The sequence below is a fragment of the Shimazuella sp. NTD248 genome, assembly GCF_059510395.1.
This window is the reverse complement of record NZ_JCAJZT010000001.1, coordinates 315,316-329,609: the sequence shown is the minus strand read 5'-3', so window position 1 is coordinate 329,609 and position 14,294 is coordinate 315,316. Positions and strand designations below refer to the sequence as shown.

The window sequence follows — 14,294 nt, the reverse complement described above, 5'->3', positions numbered from 1 at the left end:
GGTATGAAAAAAATATGCCGAGAAAAGTACTCCTTTTAGGAATCATAACAATACTTAGTATGTTTGTAGTTGCATGTTCTTCCAAAACGAACACTACTGCCACTCAATCAAAAGAAGACAACACTACCAATTTAAAAAGTGCAATGGAAATAATAAAAAAAGCGAAAGAAAAATGGAATACAATGAAAGGGGAATCTTTCACCGAACAGTACAAATTGGAACATACGTTTCAATCAGAAGCAGAAGATGGAATGCCGATTAATTTTACAAATGTTCGAATAGGCAAATTTGAACATGATCGTATATTTACCCCCTATGCCAGTCATATCACTGGACAATACGAATCGAGCTTTAAGGTGAATTTAAAAGGATATAAAGATGATGGAGGGGATACAAACGTCTTCCAACAAGAGGAATACGATGTAAATGGCAAAATATATTACAAAACAAAGGAAGACAAACAGTGGAGTGTTTCTCCTCTAGGTAAGGTATCTGCACCTTTTCGAGCGAAATTTTTAGATGAGTTGCTTAAAATCAATAATGATAAAAATATAAAAGTAACCCAAGAGAATGGTTTGTATAAACTTATCTTCGACAAAGCGTATTTTAATGAAAATAAACAGCTCTTTGATTTTTATAAGAAAAATTACCCCTACTATCATGCTACGGAATTTTTGGAAGGCAAACTAAAGAAAGATTCTGGACAAACCATTTTGTATGATCAGGCTCAATTTAAAAATCCGATCATTGAGATATGGGTAGATCAAAACAACTTTATGATCAAAAAGTTTTCCGTTGTATCATCTATTCGTATTCCCACCATATCTACTGAGAGAGGGAAAGATGGGAAAATAAAAGAGTTTCCTCCGTTTTATATAGAGGAACAATGGTCGGCGGAAACAACAAAGGAATTCACTGGTACAATAACCCCGCCGCCTGATGCCAAATAGAAAACACATAAATTGGATAAGGCTAAAAAGCCGTCAGACCACTGATCACATTTGTGAACAGCGGTCTGATTTTCATCCATTCTCTTGATTGAATCAGAGATGGATTTCAGGACAGGGGGAGAGTACGCTTGGACGCTTCCGAGATCTCCTTGAGAAGCGCGGGAAGTACAAGCACGGGGAGTCGCCGATCGAACTCTGTGGGGACCTCCATTGCAGTCATCTGCGGGTGTTGCCTTCTTGCGGCAGTGAGCATCCTGCTGATGACAGACTGCCGTATCGAGGTGTACACCGTCGAGCTCAGCTCCGGCAGCCCGGTGTTCGGGTTGGTCTGGAGAAGAGGAACCTGGGTCAGGTTCTGCTGGACGAACTCCTTCACCGTCTCGTTGACCGTGTCTTCCAGCTTGATCGGGGTCTTACCGTTCGACATCTCAACCTCCATCCGGTATTTACCTAATTTTCATTCTATTATGTTTCATTCTTCTATACAAGAAAAGAATAATTGTCATTTTTATAAGCAAAAGAACAGAGAGCCATTTATGGCTCTCTGTTACATGTATATCAATAAAATTACCATTCGACCGGCGGCCAACTGGTGCATCAGCTGGCCGCCACCGCTAAGGGGAAGAAGCGTCAGCCGCGAAGCTCGTTACGCCTATTGAGCACCTGGGAGAGGGGCTCCTCTATGGAATTGGGGAAGATCACCGTGGGAGGATTGTTCCCATCGAACTGAATGACCGCACCAGAGGTTCCCGGGAGTGCTCGGAACTCCGTCATCGTTTGCTTGATTCGGAAGCCCAACTCGTTGCCCATCTCCTTGACGAGGAAGACGAACTGCTTGAGATCGTTGAGGAGAAACATGTATGTTCCGTCTTCCTCCCGACGCTGAAATTCCATGTAATGGTCCGTGCTCCTAGCCATCTTAGCTCTATTCTCCTCAGTGGTGTATAAAACACAACTTTCGTTGTTATTTTCGATAATAATTTTAAAATTTTAATTTGTAAATACGTATAGCTATTGTAGAGATAAACATTTAATTTTATGAAATTTTAAATAAATAAAAGAAGCCTTATGGTTACATAAAGCCCCTTATTTGCATCTATAGGAATGTGATAAAAATTTGACCGGCGACCATCTGACACACGTCAGTTGGTCGCCATCCCCCAAGGGGTGTCAGCTGGTCTAGTAGATTTCCTCCAGGATCTTCGAGAGCGGGGTGATCCCACGATTCAGGCCCTCCGGGAACTCCACCATAGGGGAGTCGCCGCTTCCGTTGAAGACCACCTTGGCGTTCTCGGTACCTGGAACGTCTTCCCACTTCTCCATGATGGTGGGACAGCGGTGCTGGATACGACTGTTCGCCACCCTGGCGTCGATCTTACGCCCATGGGGTGCACTGATGCCGAAGCGGTAGCGAATCTCCAAGAAGGTGCCGATGTGCTCTCCCAGCAGCTGTGAGAGCTGGATGCTCTCCTTGTTCGAGTCCTTCGAGAACTCCACCATGGGGAAGTTCTCATCGAAGACCACCTTGGCGTTCTCGGTGTCTGGAACGTCGCCCCAGTCCTTGACGTTGGCGATGCAGTACTGGATACGGCCGTTCGCCACTTTGACGAAGACCTTGTACTCGTCGATTTCCTGGTGGCTGAAGACGTAGAGAGGCTCCGCAAAGATCAGGCTGAACCCGTCGACCATTGCTCACTCCTTAGTGGTGCGCAATTAGCGGTTACCATTGCTCACTCCTTAGTGGTGCGCAATTAGCGGTTACCATTGCTTATCATTATCATAGTGGAAAATGTTGTGAATGTACATGAGCCGTTTGCTCTTTAGTCTTTTAGGAATCAAGCATATAAATAATTTCCCTTTTATTGTTGTCATTCTATTTCGTGAAAAATGGGGAGATGTGAGTTTATCAGCAGTTACATCTCGAACAAGTTGTACCCAAAAACAATTATAATCCGATTGATAAACTAGGTTATAATGATTGTAATTGATGAAAGGAGATGATCTCATGAAAGGGATTCCTATTCCATTTGTACGTGCGAATCAGTGGTTCATTTTCGTTACAGTTGTTTTATCCTTAGTTATAAGAGAGTACTACCTGTTATCAATTCCACTATTTGTAGGTCTTTTCAGCATTCTTTTTAAGAAAAACCCCATTTTCTATATTGTTGCTCCGTTTTTGAAAAAGCCGCTTACTTCGTATTTGCAAGAGGATCGCGATCAACAACAATTCAATCAATGGATTTCTGTTATTTGCTTAGCTCTCAGTCTGCTTGGATTTATTGCTGGTTCTCCTATTACCGGATATATTTTTGCTATTATGGTTGCGGTTGCCTCATTGGTGGCTATTTTAGGATTTTGCATTGGTTGTTTCATTCGTTTCCAATATCTAAAATGGAAACACAGACAGAATCAAAAAGGTACTTATATGTAATTAGGATTGATTTATTTTTTAAGATATGTTTTGTTTATTGATATCACAGAGCTATGTCCTCAAGTGGGAGCAGTAGACATGGTGTGATATAGGGAAAAGCAGGGAATGAAGAAGTGCGTTTGGTCTTTCAAAAAGGAAATGGTAGATTTTGCGGTAGAGTGGTTTAATAAAAAGTCAGAAGTATATGTACAAAAATGGTAGGTTTAAAGAAATGAAACCTACCATTGTTTTGTGGAAAGAAAAGATTTGGAGGGTTATTTTTGGCGATTGAATATGAAGCAAGGGTTTTGGATATGGATCCTAAGCAGATCAAACAGAAAATTATTGCTTGTGGAGGAGCGGAAATCCGTCAATCATTGATGCGGAGATATGTGTACTCTGTCAAAAAGCAAGACTTAAGCCAATTTATTCGTCTTCGTGATACTGGATTTGAAGTGACACTTACTTATAAAGAGATCAAGCACGATGGAATCGATGGAACAGATGAAACAGAGCTCATTGTCGATGATTTTGATAAAACAGATGAGTTTTTAAGCCGGTTGGGATATCAAGAGAAATGGTACCAAGAAAACTATCGGAGCAGTTTTCAATTGGAAGGCGCTAGATTGGAAATCGATCGTTGGCCGAAGATACCTCCTTATCTAGAAATAGAAGCCGATTCATACGAAGAGGTGATTCGAATCGCAACATTGCTTGGTTATTCAAAAGATCAATTGATCGGAGAAAATACACTGAAAATATATGCTCATTATGGAATAAACTTAAAAGAGATAAAAGATCTGCGGTTTGTTTCATTTTCAAGCTATACTTGAAGAGAAGCTCCTAAGAAGGAGGTAAGTGATGCATTTATTCATTGTAAATCCACATGCTGGTAGAGGAAAAGGCCTTGCAGCTTGGAAGCAGATTGAGCTGCATCTGGAGCAGACAAAAGTAGAATACCAAGTGTTGTTTACACAGCACAAAGGAGAAGCAGTCCAATTAGCGAAAGAGGCAAGTTTAAAAGGAAATTGGACTGCTGTTATCGCTGTTGGGGGAGATGGGACAGTGCATGAAGTAGCCAATGGTTTACATGGCACAGATATCCCACTGGGTTATATCCCAGCAGGTACTGGAAATGATTTCGCCCGTGAATGGCACATTCCTTTTGATCCTTTACTTGCTTGGAATCGAATCGTTCAACATGAGGTAAAAAAGACCGATGTCCTCTTGGAGCAAAATAGAGTGATGCTCTGTTACATCAGTGCGGGCTTTGATGGTTATGTATCTCGAAGAGTGGATGCTTCCAGTTGGAAGAAATTTTTAGGGAAAGCGAGTTATTTTGTTGGTGCATTGCTGGCGCTCAGAAGGTTTAAACCGTTTACGTTAAAGCTTCGCTTAGATGAAACCGATTACGATTTTGAAGATGTCTGGCTGGTGACTCTGTCCAATGGTAAAAGCCTTGGAGGGGGTATGATGATTACCCCGCATGCAGATGCAGGGGATGGGCAAATGGATATCTGTATTGTTCATAAATTAAAGAAACTATCCTTTTTGAAAATTTTCCCTAAAGTATACGCAGGAAAACATGTTGGACATTCTGCGGTGACTTTTTTACAAGGGAAACAAGCAGTTGTGCGGACAACACCTAATATGTGGGCTTTTGCAGATGGTGAAGAAATTGGAAATCATACTTTGCATGTATCTATCATTCCCCAAGAGCTTTTTCTATTATAGTTTCATTAATAGATAATTATTTTACAAAAAATAATTATTATGTTAATTTGATTAAAACATATATTCTTAGATTAGAAAAATCTCGTTATAAAGGAGGGGGGAACGAACGTGATTATTTGGCGTGGCTGGGGTATCTTGGTATTATTGATTGCGGCATTATTTCAATGGTTAGGCTATGCGATTATTTCTGGCTTGGGTTATGGTCCACTAGAAGGGGATGCACAAATTATCGGTTATCTCCTATTTTTGCCTGCTGCTGTTGTTATTTGGTTTGTAGGGAAATATTTGAATAAACCAAAAGTATATACAGATAAAGCAACAGGGCAACAAGGATATTCAAAAGGTGGAAGACATGCTTTATTTTTTATACCGATTGAATATTGGGCATTTATTTATGTGATATTAGCTATCGTTTTAACGATTATTAAATTGGTACAATAAAAGAGCTCCCTTTTTGCGTCAATGAGTGCGAAAGGGAGCTTTTCTTTCACATAGAGCCTAATGCTCGCTTGATTTCTACTACACAAACAACAATCGGAGTAATGATGAAAGCAATGCCAACGATCGCAATTCCAAAACGATATGATCCATAATGCTTATCACTTTCTGGCAGTGATTTGTGAATAGCCCAACGGGTAAAGATGCTATAACGCCGTGCATATACATCTCTAACACTTCTTGTAGATAGGGCGATATTTAAATATTGGAAACCTAGCACAAACAAAAATAAGAAAACAATGATTGCTGTGATGACATTTAATACAGGGATTTTTGAAAATATTTTGATGACTGGTTGGATTAGTTCGTCAGCTAATAAGGGGTAAGCCATAGTTATCTCCTTTGTGTACAATTTTCTTTTATATGTAATCACACTTCTGTTTTATGTACAAGATTTCTCTTTAGGAAAAACATATTAAATGATTGTAGAATCTAGGAATGTTTACTTGGGACGCTGGCACTTTAAGCTGCTTCAGTCGATTCTGAATTGTAATCAGACAGAAATAAAAGTGCAATCTTTAATTTCATGTTAATATTATGAGTAAAATCCGTATTTCTTTTCTTTTATGAATGGAGGGCTTGTGATGGTTTATTTCCTCTTTGCCTTGTTAGTACTTGTTTTCTTGGCAATTGGTTTATTTGTATTGATGCACTTTATTTCTCGAAAACCACAGCATTCTATTATTCGTTCTCATCCATTTTTGGGTTGGCTTCGCTATTTTCTAGAGAAATTAGGTCCAGAGTTTCGGCAGTACTGGTTTGACGACGATCGATCTGGCAAACCTTTTTCTCGATATGAATTTATTGGACTTATCTTCTCTGCAAAGTATCGCACGGACATTCTCGGGTTTGGTTCCAAACAAGATTTTCAAGAGCCTGGCTATTATATAGCAAACTCGATGTTTCCTTTGTTACAGGATGAGTTAAAAGTAAATAATGCCGAACTGGTCGATGCAAAGAAATATCAAATAGAAAAAGAAGGTGTCTTTACTCGTAAAGAGAAGATGATCGACGATAAGACTTATACATGGGAGTATCCAGAAGAAGATCGTACGATAGTCGGTCCAAACCGCAAACGTCCATGGAAACTCAGTGGTATGTTTGGCGCGTCGGCAACATCTTATGGTTCGATCGGGGAAAATTACATCTTATCAACTGGATATGGTGCTGCAATGGCAGGTGGCTCATGGATAAACACAGGAGAAGGCGGGGTTATTCATGAACATTTGCAAACAGGTGCAGATGTAGTAGCTCAGATAGGTCCTGGACTTTTTGGATATCGGGATGAAACAGGAAAATTTTCATGGGAAGTGTTTGAAAAAAAAGCAGCAGAGCCCAATATCAAAGCGTTTGAATTAAAATTTGCCCAAGGAGCAAAAATTCGTGGAGGTCACCTCGAAGGTAAAAAAGTAACCGAAAAGATCGCAGAAGTACGACATGTTCCGGTAGGGAAAACGATCAATTCCCCTAACCGTTTTCCTTTTCTAAGGAACCCCGAAGAAGCACTCCTGTTTGTCAAGGAGTTGCAGGAAAAGGGCGGTAAACCAGTAGGATTAAAGCTCGTAATTGGACAACAGCCTATTTTAAACCAATTTTTTGAGACGATGATCCGACTGAACATTTACCCCGATTTCTTTACGATAGATGGTGGAGAAGGTGGATCAGGGGCAACGTATAAAGCAATGGCAGATTCCATGGGTTTACCTCTTATCCCAGCTCTGATCACTTTTGTGGACACTGCTTACCGCTTTGGGGTACGGGATCAATTTAAGATATTTGCTTCTGGAAAACTGATTTCACCTGATAAAGTAGCGATTGCTTTGGCGATCGGAGCAGATGCAGTAAACTCTGCTCGCGGCTTTATGATGGCCAATGGCTGTATCATGGCACTGCAATGTCATACAGGTCATTGCCCAGCAGGTGTAGCGACTACTGATCCAAGATTTCAAGATGCACTTGTTCCAGAAGAGAAAAAATGGCGGGTGATGAATTACATCATCAGTATGCGCTTCGGCTTATTTGCACTCGCTGCTGCAAGTGGCTTGGATAGTCCAAAGCGGTTTACGAGAGATCACATCGTTTTTAAACATGAATCAGGGCGTACGGTGACATTGAGTGAACTATTTCCTATCCCAAAGGTTGAGCCGGTAAAAACGGTTGTACCACAAGGAGAAAATGTTTCCTAGCTCATTTTCAAAAAGGATTACTCCAAGGTTTTTAGCGAGTAATCCTTTTTTTGTTTTCTAATTAAAATCAAATTTATATCTAAGGGAAATCAAATCCTTATCCAAAGAGAATCAAATTTTTGTCTGGCATAATAAGCATTGTAAGACAAACAAACAAAAAAACATTTCCAAGGAGGAATTCATTATGAATTTCAAAAAAGTATTGTTCAGTTCATCTCTAGGAGCAGCGATCGCATTTGGAGCTATCACATCAGCATTTGCAGCGGAGGCACCTAAAAGTCCAACACCAAAAGCTCCTACTCCAACAAAAGTAGTGCAACCTGTAAAACATGCGCCGAAAAAAGTAAAATCGATCACTCAAGATCAAGCAAAAGCAATTGCTTTAAAAGCACATCATGGAACCGTTAAAGATATTCAATTGAAGAAAGAAGAAGGGAAAGACCTCTATGTTGTTCTTGTCCAAGCACTCAATCATAAAAATTATCTTGTGAAAATCGATGCGAAATCAGGAAAAATTGTTAGCGATACAGAACAAAAACCAGCACATGCCAAAGCACCTGCTAAAAAAGCGCCAGCTAAAGCACCAGTACAAGCTCCAGCAAAAGCACCAGTAAAAAAATAATCGATATTGGAACAAGTATAGGGAAGTTGTACATAGGTAACAACTTTCTAGGTTACAGTCTAAAAAATATATTCTCTTGGTACGGGAATCCACTACACCTCACAAAAACATCCTTTTTACATTAGTAAAAGGGGTGTTTTTGTATTTCTGTCAGGAGTGTTCTAATAAAAATCAAATCTTTATCCAATCAAATTCAAATCTCTATCCAATGTGATTCAAAAGATTGGAAGTCATAATAACCATTGTAAGACAAACCAAACAAACATTAGGAGGAATAATAGCATGAAAAAATTATTATTCAGTTCAACCGTAGGCACAGCACTTGCATTTGGAGCGATTACCTCAGTGTTTGCGGCGGAAGCCCCAAAATCTGCACCTGTCGTTGTCAAACATGTTCAATCTCAGCAAGCGAGTATTATCACACAAGCACAAGCCAAAAAGATTGCTTTGAAGAAATATAATGGTACAGTGAAAAGTATTCAATTAAAAACGGAATCAGATAAGAAGGTATATTCCATTTATATTGAAGGAAAGAGAGATCATAAAACATATTTGGTAAAAGTGGATGCAAAAACAGGAAAAATAGTTTATGCACAAGCACAAAAGGTTTTATATATCATTTCAGAGTCAAAAGTAAAACAAATTGCATTGCAAAAAGTACCTGGCAGCGTAAAATCCGTTAATCTAAGTAAAGTTTCTGGTAAAGATGTATATGCAGTAGAAATTGTCAGTAAAAGTGATGGACAGACCCATACAGTCAAAGTAGATGCAAAAACAGGTGTAGTACTGAGTGTGCTATAACAAATATAAGCAAAAATGTGTACTCCGGTATACATAAGAGGTTTGGTTTCCATTATTCGATAAACTCCCTATTACATAAAAGGTAAAGGGAGTTTGCTTGTTTCAAAAATAATGTACAAACCACAGGGCAGAATAACAGTAAATTTTCAAAAGGAGGCCAAAGATGAAAATTTTAGTGGTGGAAGATGATAATTCCTTACGAGATGCGATTGTCAGGATATTAAAAGCAGATAACTACAAAATAGATCAAACTGGGGATGGGCAAGAAGGACTGATTCTTGCGGAGCAAGGGGAATACGATTTGCTGTTATTGGATATTATGCTGCCGGAAACAGATGGATTATCGATTATCAGAGCTCTTCGCGCAAAGTCGATCATGACACCAGTATTATTTCTAACAGCTAGGGATTCAATTGAAGACCGGGTAAAAGGGCTTGATTTAGGGGCAGATGATTACTTAGTAAAACCATTTGCTATGGACGAATTGCTAGCTAGAATCAGGGTTGTTTTGCGCAGGCATGGAATCTCACCAGTAAAAAATGAATTAGAGTATGGTCCGATTACATTAGTCAAAAGTAAATACGATGGCTTTATTGGAGAGACTAAGTTAAATCTTACTGTAAAAGAATACGAGTTATTGGAACTCTTTTTAACTAGTCCAGAGCAAATATTCACTCGTGAGCAAATTTTTAACCGCATCTGGGGTTTTCATTCCGAATCAAATGTTTCTATTGTTGATTTATATGTGCATTACCTCCGGAAAAAACTAGCTGAACATGGGTGTGATTCCTATATTCGTACTGTGCGTGGGATCGGATATATGCTAGGAGGGGAGTGAGTTGTTCCAACATACCCGAATGCGATTGGTTTTGATTAATGCAATTGTCTTTATCATTATATTTAACTTATGTGGCGCTTTATTGTATTTTTATGCCAAATATAATCTGTTCCATCATATCGATATTACGTTGGAACAAATAGGTGAAAGTGTAAAACATAAAAGCTTTCAAGAGTTTGAACGGAATTGGGAAGATGAGCGTAGAGGAGATCAATTGATTTTCTTCTTGTTGACAGATGATAAGGGGAATATTTATCAATATCCTCCAGATGTGAGTCCAGAAGATATTTTACCCAAAAACATACAGCCAGGGTCCCCAAGCAAACAAACGATAACGAGTTTTCAAAAAGGTCCTCGTCAATATCGCATCTTAAACATACCAGTGAATATGCAAACAGATGGGCAAGTGATCAAAGGGAAGATTGTATCGATTCAGATTATCCGTAGTCTTTATCCAGAACAAACGCTATTGGGACATCTCAGCGAAGTGATGCCCATCGTCAGCATTATAGGTTCGATTATTGCGATCCTTGCTGGATTTTTCTTGGCAGGAAAAGCTTTGGTTCCTATACGAACTGCATGGGAAAAGCAACAGCGATTTGTAACCGATGCTTCTCATGAGCTTCGAACACCACTAGCAGTCATGCAAATGAATACAGAGCTAATGTTGCGTTATCCAAAACATACGATTGAAGAAGAGAGTGAGACCATTTCTGCTATTTTGAAGGAATTGAGAAGAATGAGTAATTTGGTATCACATCTGCTCACATTAGCTAGATCAGATACCAGTCAATTGCAAATCAAACACGAGAGATTTGCTTTCGATAAAACAGTAAAAGAAATGGTGGAACATTTTCGGTTATTTGCCCAGATGAAGCATATTACGCTTCATGCTTCGATCGACAATGATATTCCGTTTATTGGTGATGAAGAGAGGATTCGCCAGTTGCTCGTCATATTATTGGATAATGCGATCAAGTATACACCAGAAGACGGAAAGATATCGGTAAGCTGCAATAAGCGTCAAAATAACATTGAATTAGTGATTACAGATACAGGAATTGGTATTTCGAAAAAAGATTTGCCATATGTTTTTGATCGTTTTTACCGAGGAGATAAAGTACGATCCCGCGCAGAAGGTGGTACAGGGTTGGGATTGTCCATCGCAAAATGGATTGTTACGGTGCATCAAGGAAAAATAAATATGTTGAGTACATTGGGAGTAGGTACAAGTACGTATGTGACATTCTCACAAAAAAGTAAGGGCTGAATTCATTTTCAGCTTTTTTTCAGGTTGGATTCATATTGGATTCAGGTAATCCGATTAATATGTATGCTAAATCCAAATGAAAAAGGGGAAGCAATAGTGAAACGTACAAGACAATGGCATTTATGGATTGGACTAGTTAGTTCGTTTTTTATCTTTATTCAAGCTGCTACGGGGTTAATTATGTCAGAGCCATGGATTGTGGGTCAGTCTGAAAATGAGCGAGGGATCATGCAAAACGGTCAAAATCTTCCGAGCAGTACCGACACAAATAGTGGTACAAACAACAATTCCAACACCCAGAACGCAAATACCTCAAATACTGCTAGTAGTAATAGTTCTACCACTAACTCAAGCAGTAACACGAATGGACAAAACTCGCAGAATCAAAATGGTAATTTTCAGCCCCCAAATGGATTCGGAGGTCAAAACGGACAAGGTGGTTTAAGTGGCAGAGGTGGAGAACAAAGCGGGGTTATGGGCTTTATCAAAGGGTTGCATGAGGGACGGATTGGCAGCGTCAATTTGAAAATTTATATTGATATATTAGCCATTTGTCTGATGATTCTTACGGCGACTGGGATTGTTTTATCTTTCAAGGTATTGAATGCACAAGCGAAAAGAAATAAAAAGCTAAAGATGGCTTCCAATCTCGAATGATGATAAGGTATAGTTGTTTCCGATGGAGCATACGCTCTCGCATCACGTTTTAGAAAGCAGGTAACACTATGCAATCTCTAAAAGGCATTAAAATATTGGTAGTCGATGATGAGCCAAATATCGTTCAATTTTTGGAACTTGGATTGATAAATGAAGGCTTTGATGTGAAAACAGCCCAAGATGGAATGGAAGCCCTGACACTTATGAAACAATTTCAGCCGTCTGTTGTTGTTTTGGATGTGATGATGCCAGGAATCGATGGCTTTGAAGTATGTAAAATGCTAAAAAAGATGGATAATGTAGCAGTGATCATGTTGACAGCAAAAGATGAAGTGGATGATCGTGTGAAAGGGTTAACCCTTGGAGCAGATGACTATATGGTCAAACCATTCAGCTTTGAAGAACTTTTAGCGCGAATACAGGCGAGATTGCGCAATCAATTTCCCGATTTATTTGGAAAAGTTGTCATCGGACCATTTCACATCGATGACCGCCGGAAAGAAATAAAATTCGAAGATAAAATATTGGAGCTATCCCCTACGGAATATGAATTACTGAAGTTTTTGGTAATCAATCATGGACTTGTATTGAGCAAAACCATGATATTGGACAAGGTTTGGAATTATGATTTTGGAGGAGATGAAAATATTGTGGAGGTGTATATTCGTTTGTTACGTGGGAAATTGAACGATAAAAATCATCGTTTGATTCGAACTTTACGGGGGTCGGGTTATCGAGTGGATTTACCATGAAATTAAAATCACGTATCCGTTCTCTTTTTTTACCACATTCCCTTCAAATCCAATTATTATCCCGAACATTGTTGATCCTCGCTCTCGTACTAGTTCTTATTGGACTATTGCAATATTTAATTATGCGGAGTGTTGTTTACGATAGCAAAGCGACAAGCCTCGAATCGCAAGTGAAGGCAATCCCCCCATTTGCTTGGGCAGGACTTGGTGTTTACTCCAACGATCAAGGAGAGAAACACCAAAGCAACTCTTTCTTTATACCAGATACTAGTTTAGCTTTTATTGATAAAAATGGAAACTATACAGTACTTTCAAAGGGTAGAGATGGTGCGGATCCACCAAAACTCGAAAATAATGTGTACCTCAATGAACAGCGTATGGAACATCAAAAAATAAACCAAATCGTTGCAGATGATAGCAAAGGGAATGAGCAATTAGTTATTTTTGTGAAAATTTCCTTTGATAAAGGAGATACCATTAATCTAGTTCAGATCAGCACGCCAACAGCTCCATTAAAAGAATTATTAATGAGACAACTGCTCACGTTTTTTGTCCTTTCCTTATTGGCTATGATTATCGGTTTGTTTGGTTATTTGCCTATTTTGCGAAAAATACTTGTTCCGTTGTCGAATATGGTAGCAACAACAGAACAAATAGACGTTGGAAATCTAGATCGACGTTTCCCGACCAAGCAAGGACAGATAGAGATCGACCGATTGGCGGATTCGTTTAATGGTATGTTAGAAAGACTAGAAGCTTCCTTTGAAGCCGAAAAAGAAACACAAGAAATTATGCGACGATTTGTAGCAGATGCATCGCATGAATTACGTACTCCTTTGACATCCATCCATGGGTTTTTAGAGGTATTGCTGCGAGGTGCAGCAAATAAACCAGAACAGCTAAACAAAGCTCTGCAAAGCATGTATAGTGAATCAAATCGCCTCCATAAATTGATAAAAGATTTGTTGCTTTTAACAAAGTTGGATCAATCTCCACAGATTGTTTTAACAGAGGGTTATTTAGCTGAGCTGATTCGCGAAATGGAAGCTCAAATACAAATTCTTCTTGGGGAAAGACAACTTATTTTAGAGTTGGAGCCAAATCTGAGGTGTTTGTTTGATTCAGATAAACTCAAGCAAGTTATATTAAACCTTATTCATAATGCTGTACAATACACAGATCCGAAAAAAGGTGTTATCCAGATAAAACTTATTTCTTACTATAAAGGAGTCCAATTATCGATCCAAGATAATGGGATTGGCATCAACAAAACTCACCTCCCTCATATTTTTGACCGGTTTTATCGGAGTGATTCTTCCCGCACACGTAAGTATGGGGGCGCAGGATTAGGATTATCTATTACCAAGTCTATTATAGATGCTCATGGCGGGACAATTCGTGTTGTGAGCACAGAAGGAAAAGGAAGTACCTTTTATATTTGGTTCCCATGTTAGTTTTCTTTAAGGTTTAATAAATAAAAGCACTCTTACGTTGGTATTACATCGTGAATGAGTGCTTTTTTTATTTTTTTATGCATATCGATTATTTTCAGTTAATACTCAAGGAACATTCAGGA

The 14,294-nt window shown here is 39.0% G+C and carries 17 protein-coding genes; 13 read left to right on the top strand and 4 right to left on the bottom strand.

The features are described from left to right. The first annotated feature begins 14 nt into the window (after positions 1 to 14). Entirely contained in the window at positions 15 to 950 is a 936-nt protein-coding gene (locus AC5WOE_RS01730) for a hypothetical protein (RefSeq protein ID WP_496051759.1), read from the top strand. A 106-nt stretch (positions 951 to 1,056) separates the two neighbouring features. On the opposite strand, the gene AC5WOE_RS01725 is transcribed toward AC5WOE_RS01730, so the two are convergent. From AC5WOE_RS01725 to AC5WOE_RS01715, 3 genes are all read right to left on the bottom strand, one after another. After that, complete coding sequence (locus AC5WOE_RS01725) at positions 1,057 to 1,377, bottom strand: hypothetical protein (RefSeq protein WP_496051758.1); 321 nt, start codon at positions 1,375 to 1,377, stop codon at positions 1,057 to 1,059. 203 nt (positions 1,378 to 1,580) lie between these two features. Next, positions 1,581 to 1,844, bottom strand: a complete 264-nt coding sequence (locus AC5WOE_RS01720; protein ID WP_496051757.1) for a hypothetical protein — start codon at positions 1,842 to 1,844, stop codon at positions 1,581 to 1,583. A 285-nt stretch (positions 1,845 to 2,129) separates the two neighbouring features. Further along, complete coding sequence (locus tag AC5WOE_RS01715; RefSeq protein ID WP_496048269.1) at positions 2,130 to 2,639, bottom strand: hypothetical protein; 510 nt, start codon at positions 2,637 to 2,639, stop codon at positions 2,130 to 2,132. 316 nt (positions 2,640 to 2,955) lie between these two features. Between AC5WOE_RS01715 and AC5WOE_RS01710 the strand changes: the two genes are divergently transcribed. The 4 genes from AC5WOE_RS01710 to AC5WOE_RS01695 all read left to right on the top strand — a co-directional run bounded on the left by AC5WOE_RS01710 (position 2,956) and on the right by AC5WOE_RS01695 (position 5,535). Continuing rightward, entirely contained in the window at positions 2,956 to 3,381 is a 426-nt protein-coding gene (locus tag AC5WOE_RS01710) for a DUF4395 domain-containing protein (protein WP_496048268.1), read from the top strand. 260 nt (positions 3,382 to 3,641) lie between these two features. Then, positions 3,642 to 4,193 (top strand): class IV adenylate cyclase, encoded by a 552-nt coding sequence (locus AC5WOE_RS01705; RefSeq protein WP_496051756.1) that lies wholly within the window; start codon positions 3,642 to 3,644, stop codon positions 4,191 to 4,193. A 28-nt stretch (positions 4,194 to 4,221) separates the two neighbouring features. Beyond that, positions 4,222 to 5,094, top strand: a complete 873-nt coding sequence (locus tag AC5WOE_RS01700) for a diacylglycerol/lipid kinase family protein (protein WP_496048266.1) — start codon at positions 4,222 to 4,224, stop codon at positions 5,092 to 5,094. 108 nt (positions 5,095 to 5,202) lie between these two features. Then, a complete protein-coding gene (locus AC5WOE_RS01695; protein WP_496048265.1) occupies positions 5,203 to 5,535 on the top strand; it encodes a hypothetical protein in 333 nt (110 codons plus the stop codon). A 46-nt stretch (positions 5,536 to 5,581) separates the two neighbouring features. Here the strand turns inward: AC5WOE_RS01695 and AC5WOE_RS01690 are convergent, their stop codons facing one another. After that, positions 5,582 to 5,923 (bottom strand): hypothetical protein, encoded by a 342-nt coding sequence (locus tag AC5WOE_RS01690; protein WP_496048264.1) that lies wholly within the window; start codon positions 5,921 to 5,923, stop codon positions 5,582 to 5,584. A gap of 235 nt (positions 5,924 to 6,158) precedes the next feature. On the opposite strand from AC5WOE_RS01690, the gene AC5WOE_RS01685 reads away from it, so the two are divergent. From AC5WOE_RS01685 to AC5WOE_RS01650, 8 genes are all read left to right on the top strand, one after another. After that, complete coding sequence (locus tag AC5WOE_RS01685; protein WP_496048263.1) at positions 6,159 to 7,778, top strand: glutamate synthase-related protein; 1,620 nt, start codon at positions 6,159 to 6,161, stop codon at positions 7,776 to 7,778. A gap of 184 nt (positions 7,779 to 7,962) precedes the next feature. Beyond that, the gene (locus AC5WOE_RS01680; protein ID WP_496048262.1) at positions 7,963 to 8,400 is read left to right on the top strand and encodes a PepSY domain-containing protein; all 438 of its coding nucleotides are present in this window, start codon (positions 7,963 to 7,965) and stop codon (positions 8,398 to 8,400) included. Between the two features lie 282 nt (positions 8,401 to 8,682). After that, positions 8,683 to 9,201 (top strand): PepSY domain-containing protein, encoded by a 519-nt coding sequence (locus AC5WOE_RS01675; protein ID WP_496051755.1) that lies wholly within the window; start codon positions 8,683 to 8,685, stop codon positions 9,199 to 9,201. 163 nt (positions 9,202 to 9,364) lie between these two features. Beyond that, positions 9,365 to 10,039 (top strand): response regulator transcription factor, encoded by a 675-nt coding sequence (locus tag AC5WOE_RS01670; RefSeq protein WP_496048260.1) that lies wholly within the window; start codon positions 9,365 to 9,367, stop codon positions 10,037 to 10,039. A 1-nt stretch (position 10,040) separates the two neighbouring features. Then, positions 10,041 to 11,309: a sensor histidine kinase gene (locus AC5WOE_RS01665; RefSeq protein ID WP_496048259.1), complete on the top strand. Its 1,269-nt coding sequence runs from the start codon at positions 10,041 to 10,043 to the stop codon at positions 11,307 to 11,309. 96 nt (positions 11,310 to 11,405) lie between these two features. Next, on the top strand, positions 11,406 to 11,966 hold the full coding sequence (locus AC5WOE_RS01660; protein ID WP_496051754.1) for a PepSY-associated TM helix domain-containing protein: 561 nt from the start codon (positions 11,406 to 11,408) through the stop codon (positions 11,964 to 11,966). A 68-nt stretch (positions 11,967 to 12,034) separates the two neighbouring features. Then, positions 12,035 to 12,718, top strand: coding sequence for a response regulator transcription factor (locus AC5WOE_RS01655; RefSeq protein WP_496048257.1), 684 nt, complete (start codon positions 12,035 to 12,037; stop codon positions 12,716 to 12,718). Next, the gene (locus AC5WOE_RS01650) at positions 12,715 to 14,172 is read left to right on the top strand and encodes a sensor histidine kinase (RefSeq protein ID WP_496048256.1); all 1,458 of its coding nucleotides are present in this window, start codon (positions 12,715 to 12,717) and stop codon (positions 14,170 to 14,172) included. Before AC5WOE_RS01655 ends, AC5WOE_RS01650 begins: the two co-directional genes overlap by 4 nt. Positions 14,173 to 14,294: the final 122 nt, after the last annotated feature.

What these genes read in the sequence shown, in the direction of transcription:
- AC5WOE_RS01730 (WP_496051759.1), top strand. Translation starts at nt 15, where the DNA reads ATGCCGAGAAAAGTACTCCTTTTAGGAATCATAACAATACTTAGTATG.
- AC5WOE_RS01725 (WP_496051758.1), bottom strand. Translation starts at nt 1,377, where the DNA reads ATGTCGAACGGTAAGACCCCGATCAAGCTGGAAGACACGGTCAACGAG.
- AC5WOE_RS01720 (WP_496051757.1), bottom strand. Translation starts at nt 1,844, where the DNA reads ATGGAATTTCAGCGTCGGGAGGAAGACGGAACATACATGTTTCTCCTC.
- AC5WOE_RS01715 (WP_496048269.1), bottom strand. Translation starts at nt 2,639, where the DNA reads ATGGTCGACGGGTTCAGCCTGATCTTTGCGGAGCCTCTCTACGTCTTC.
- AC5WOE_RS01710 (WP_496048268.1), top strand. Translation starts at nt 2,956, where the DNA reads ATGAAAGGGATTCCTATTCCATTTGTACGTGCGAATCAGTGGTTCATT.
- AC5WOE_RS01700 (WP_496048266.1), top strand. Translation starts at nt 4,222, where the DNA reads ATGCATTTATTCATTGTAAATCCACATGCTGGTAGAGGAAAAGGCCTT.
- AC5WOE_RS01690 (WP_496048264.1), bottom strand. Translation starts at nt 5,923, where the DNA reads ATGGCTTACCCCTTATTAGCTGACGAACTAATCCAACCAGTCATCAAA.
- AC5WOE_RS01685 (WP_496048263.1), top strand. Translation starts at nt 6,159, where the DNA reads ATGAATGGAGGGCTTGTGATGGTTTATTTCCTCTTTGCCTTGTTAGTA.
- AC5WOE_RS01680 (WP_496048262.1), top strand. Translation starts at nt 7,963, where the DNA reads ATGAATTTCAAAAAAGTATTGTTCAGTTCATCTCTAGGAGCAGCGATC.
- AC5WOE_RS01675 (WP_496051755.1), top strand. Translation starts at nt 8,683, where the DNA reads ATGAAAAAATTATTATTCAGTTCAACCGTAGGCACAGCACTTGCATTT.
- AC5WOE_RS01670 (WP_496048260.1), top strand. Translation starts at nt 9,365, where the DNA reads ATGAAAATTTTAGTGGTGGAAGATGATAATTCCTTACGAGATGCGATT.
- AC5WOE_RS01655 (WP_496048257.1), top strand. Translation starts at nt 12,035, where the DNA reads ATGCAATCTCTAAAAGGCATTAAAATATTGGTAGTCGATGATGAGCCA.
- AC5WOE_RS01650 (WP_496048256.1), top strand. Translation starts at nt 12,715, where the DNA reads ATGAAATTAAAATCACGTATCCGTTCTCTTTTTTTACCACATTCCCTT.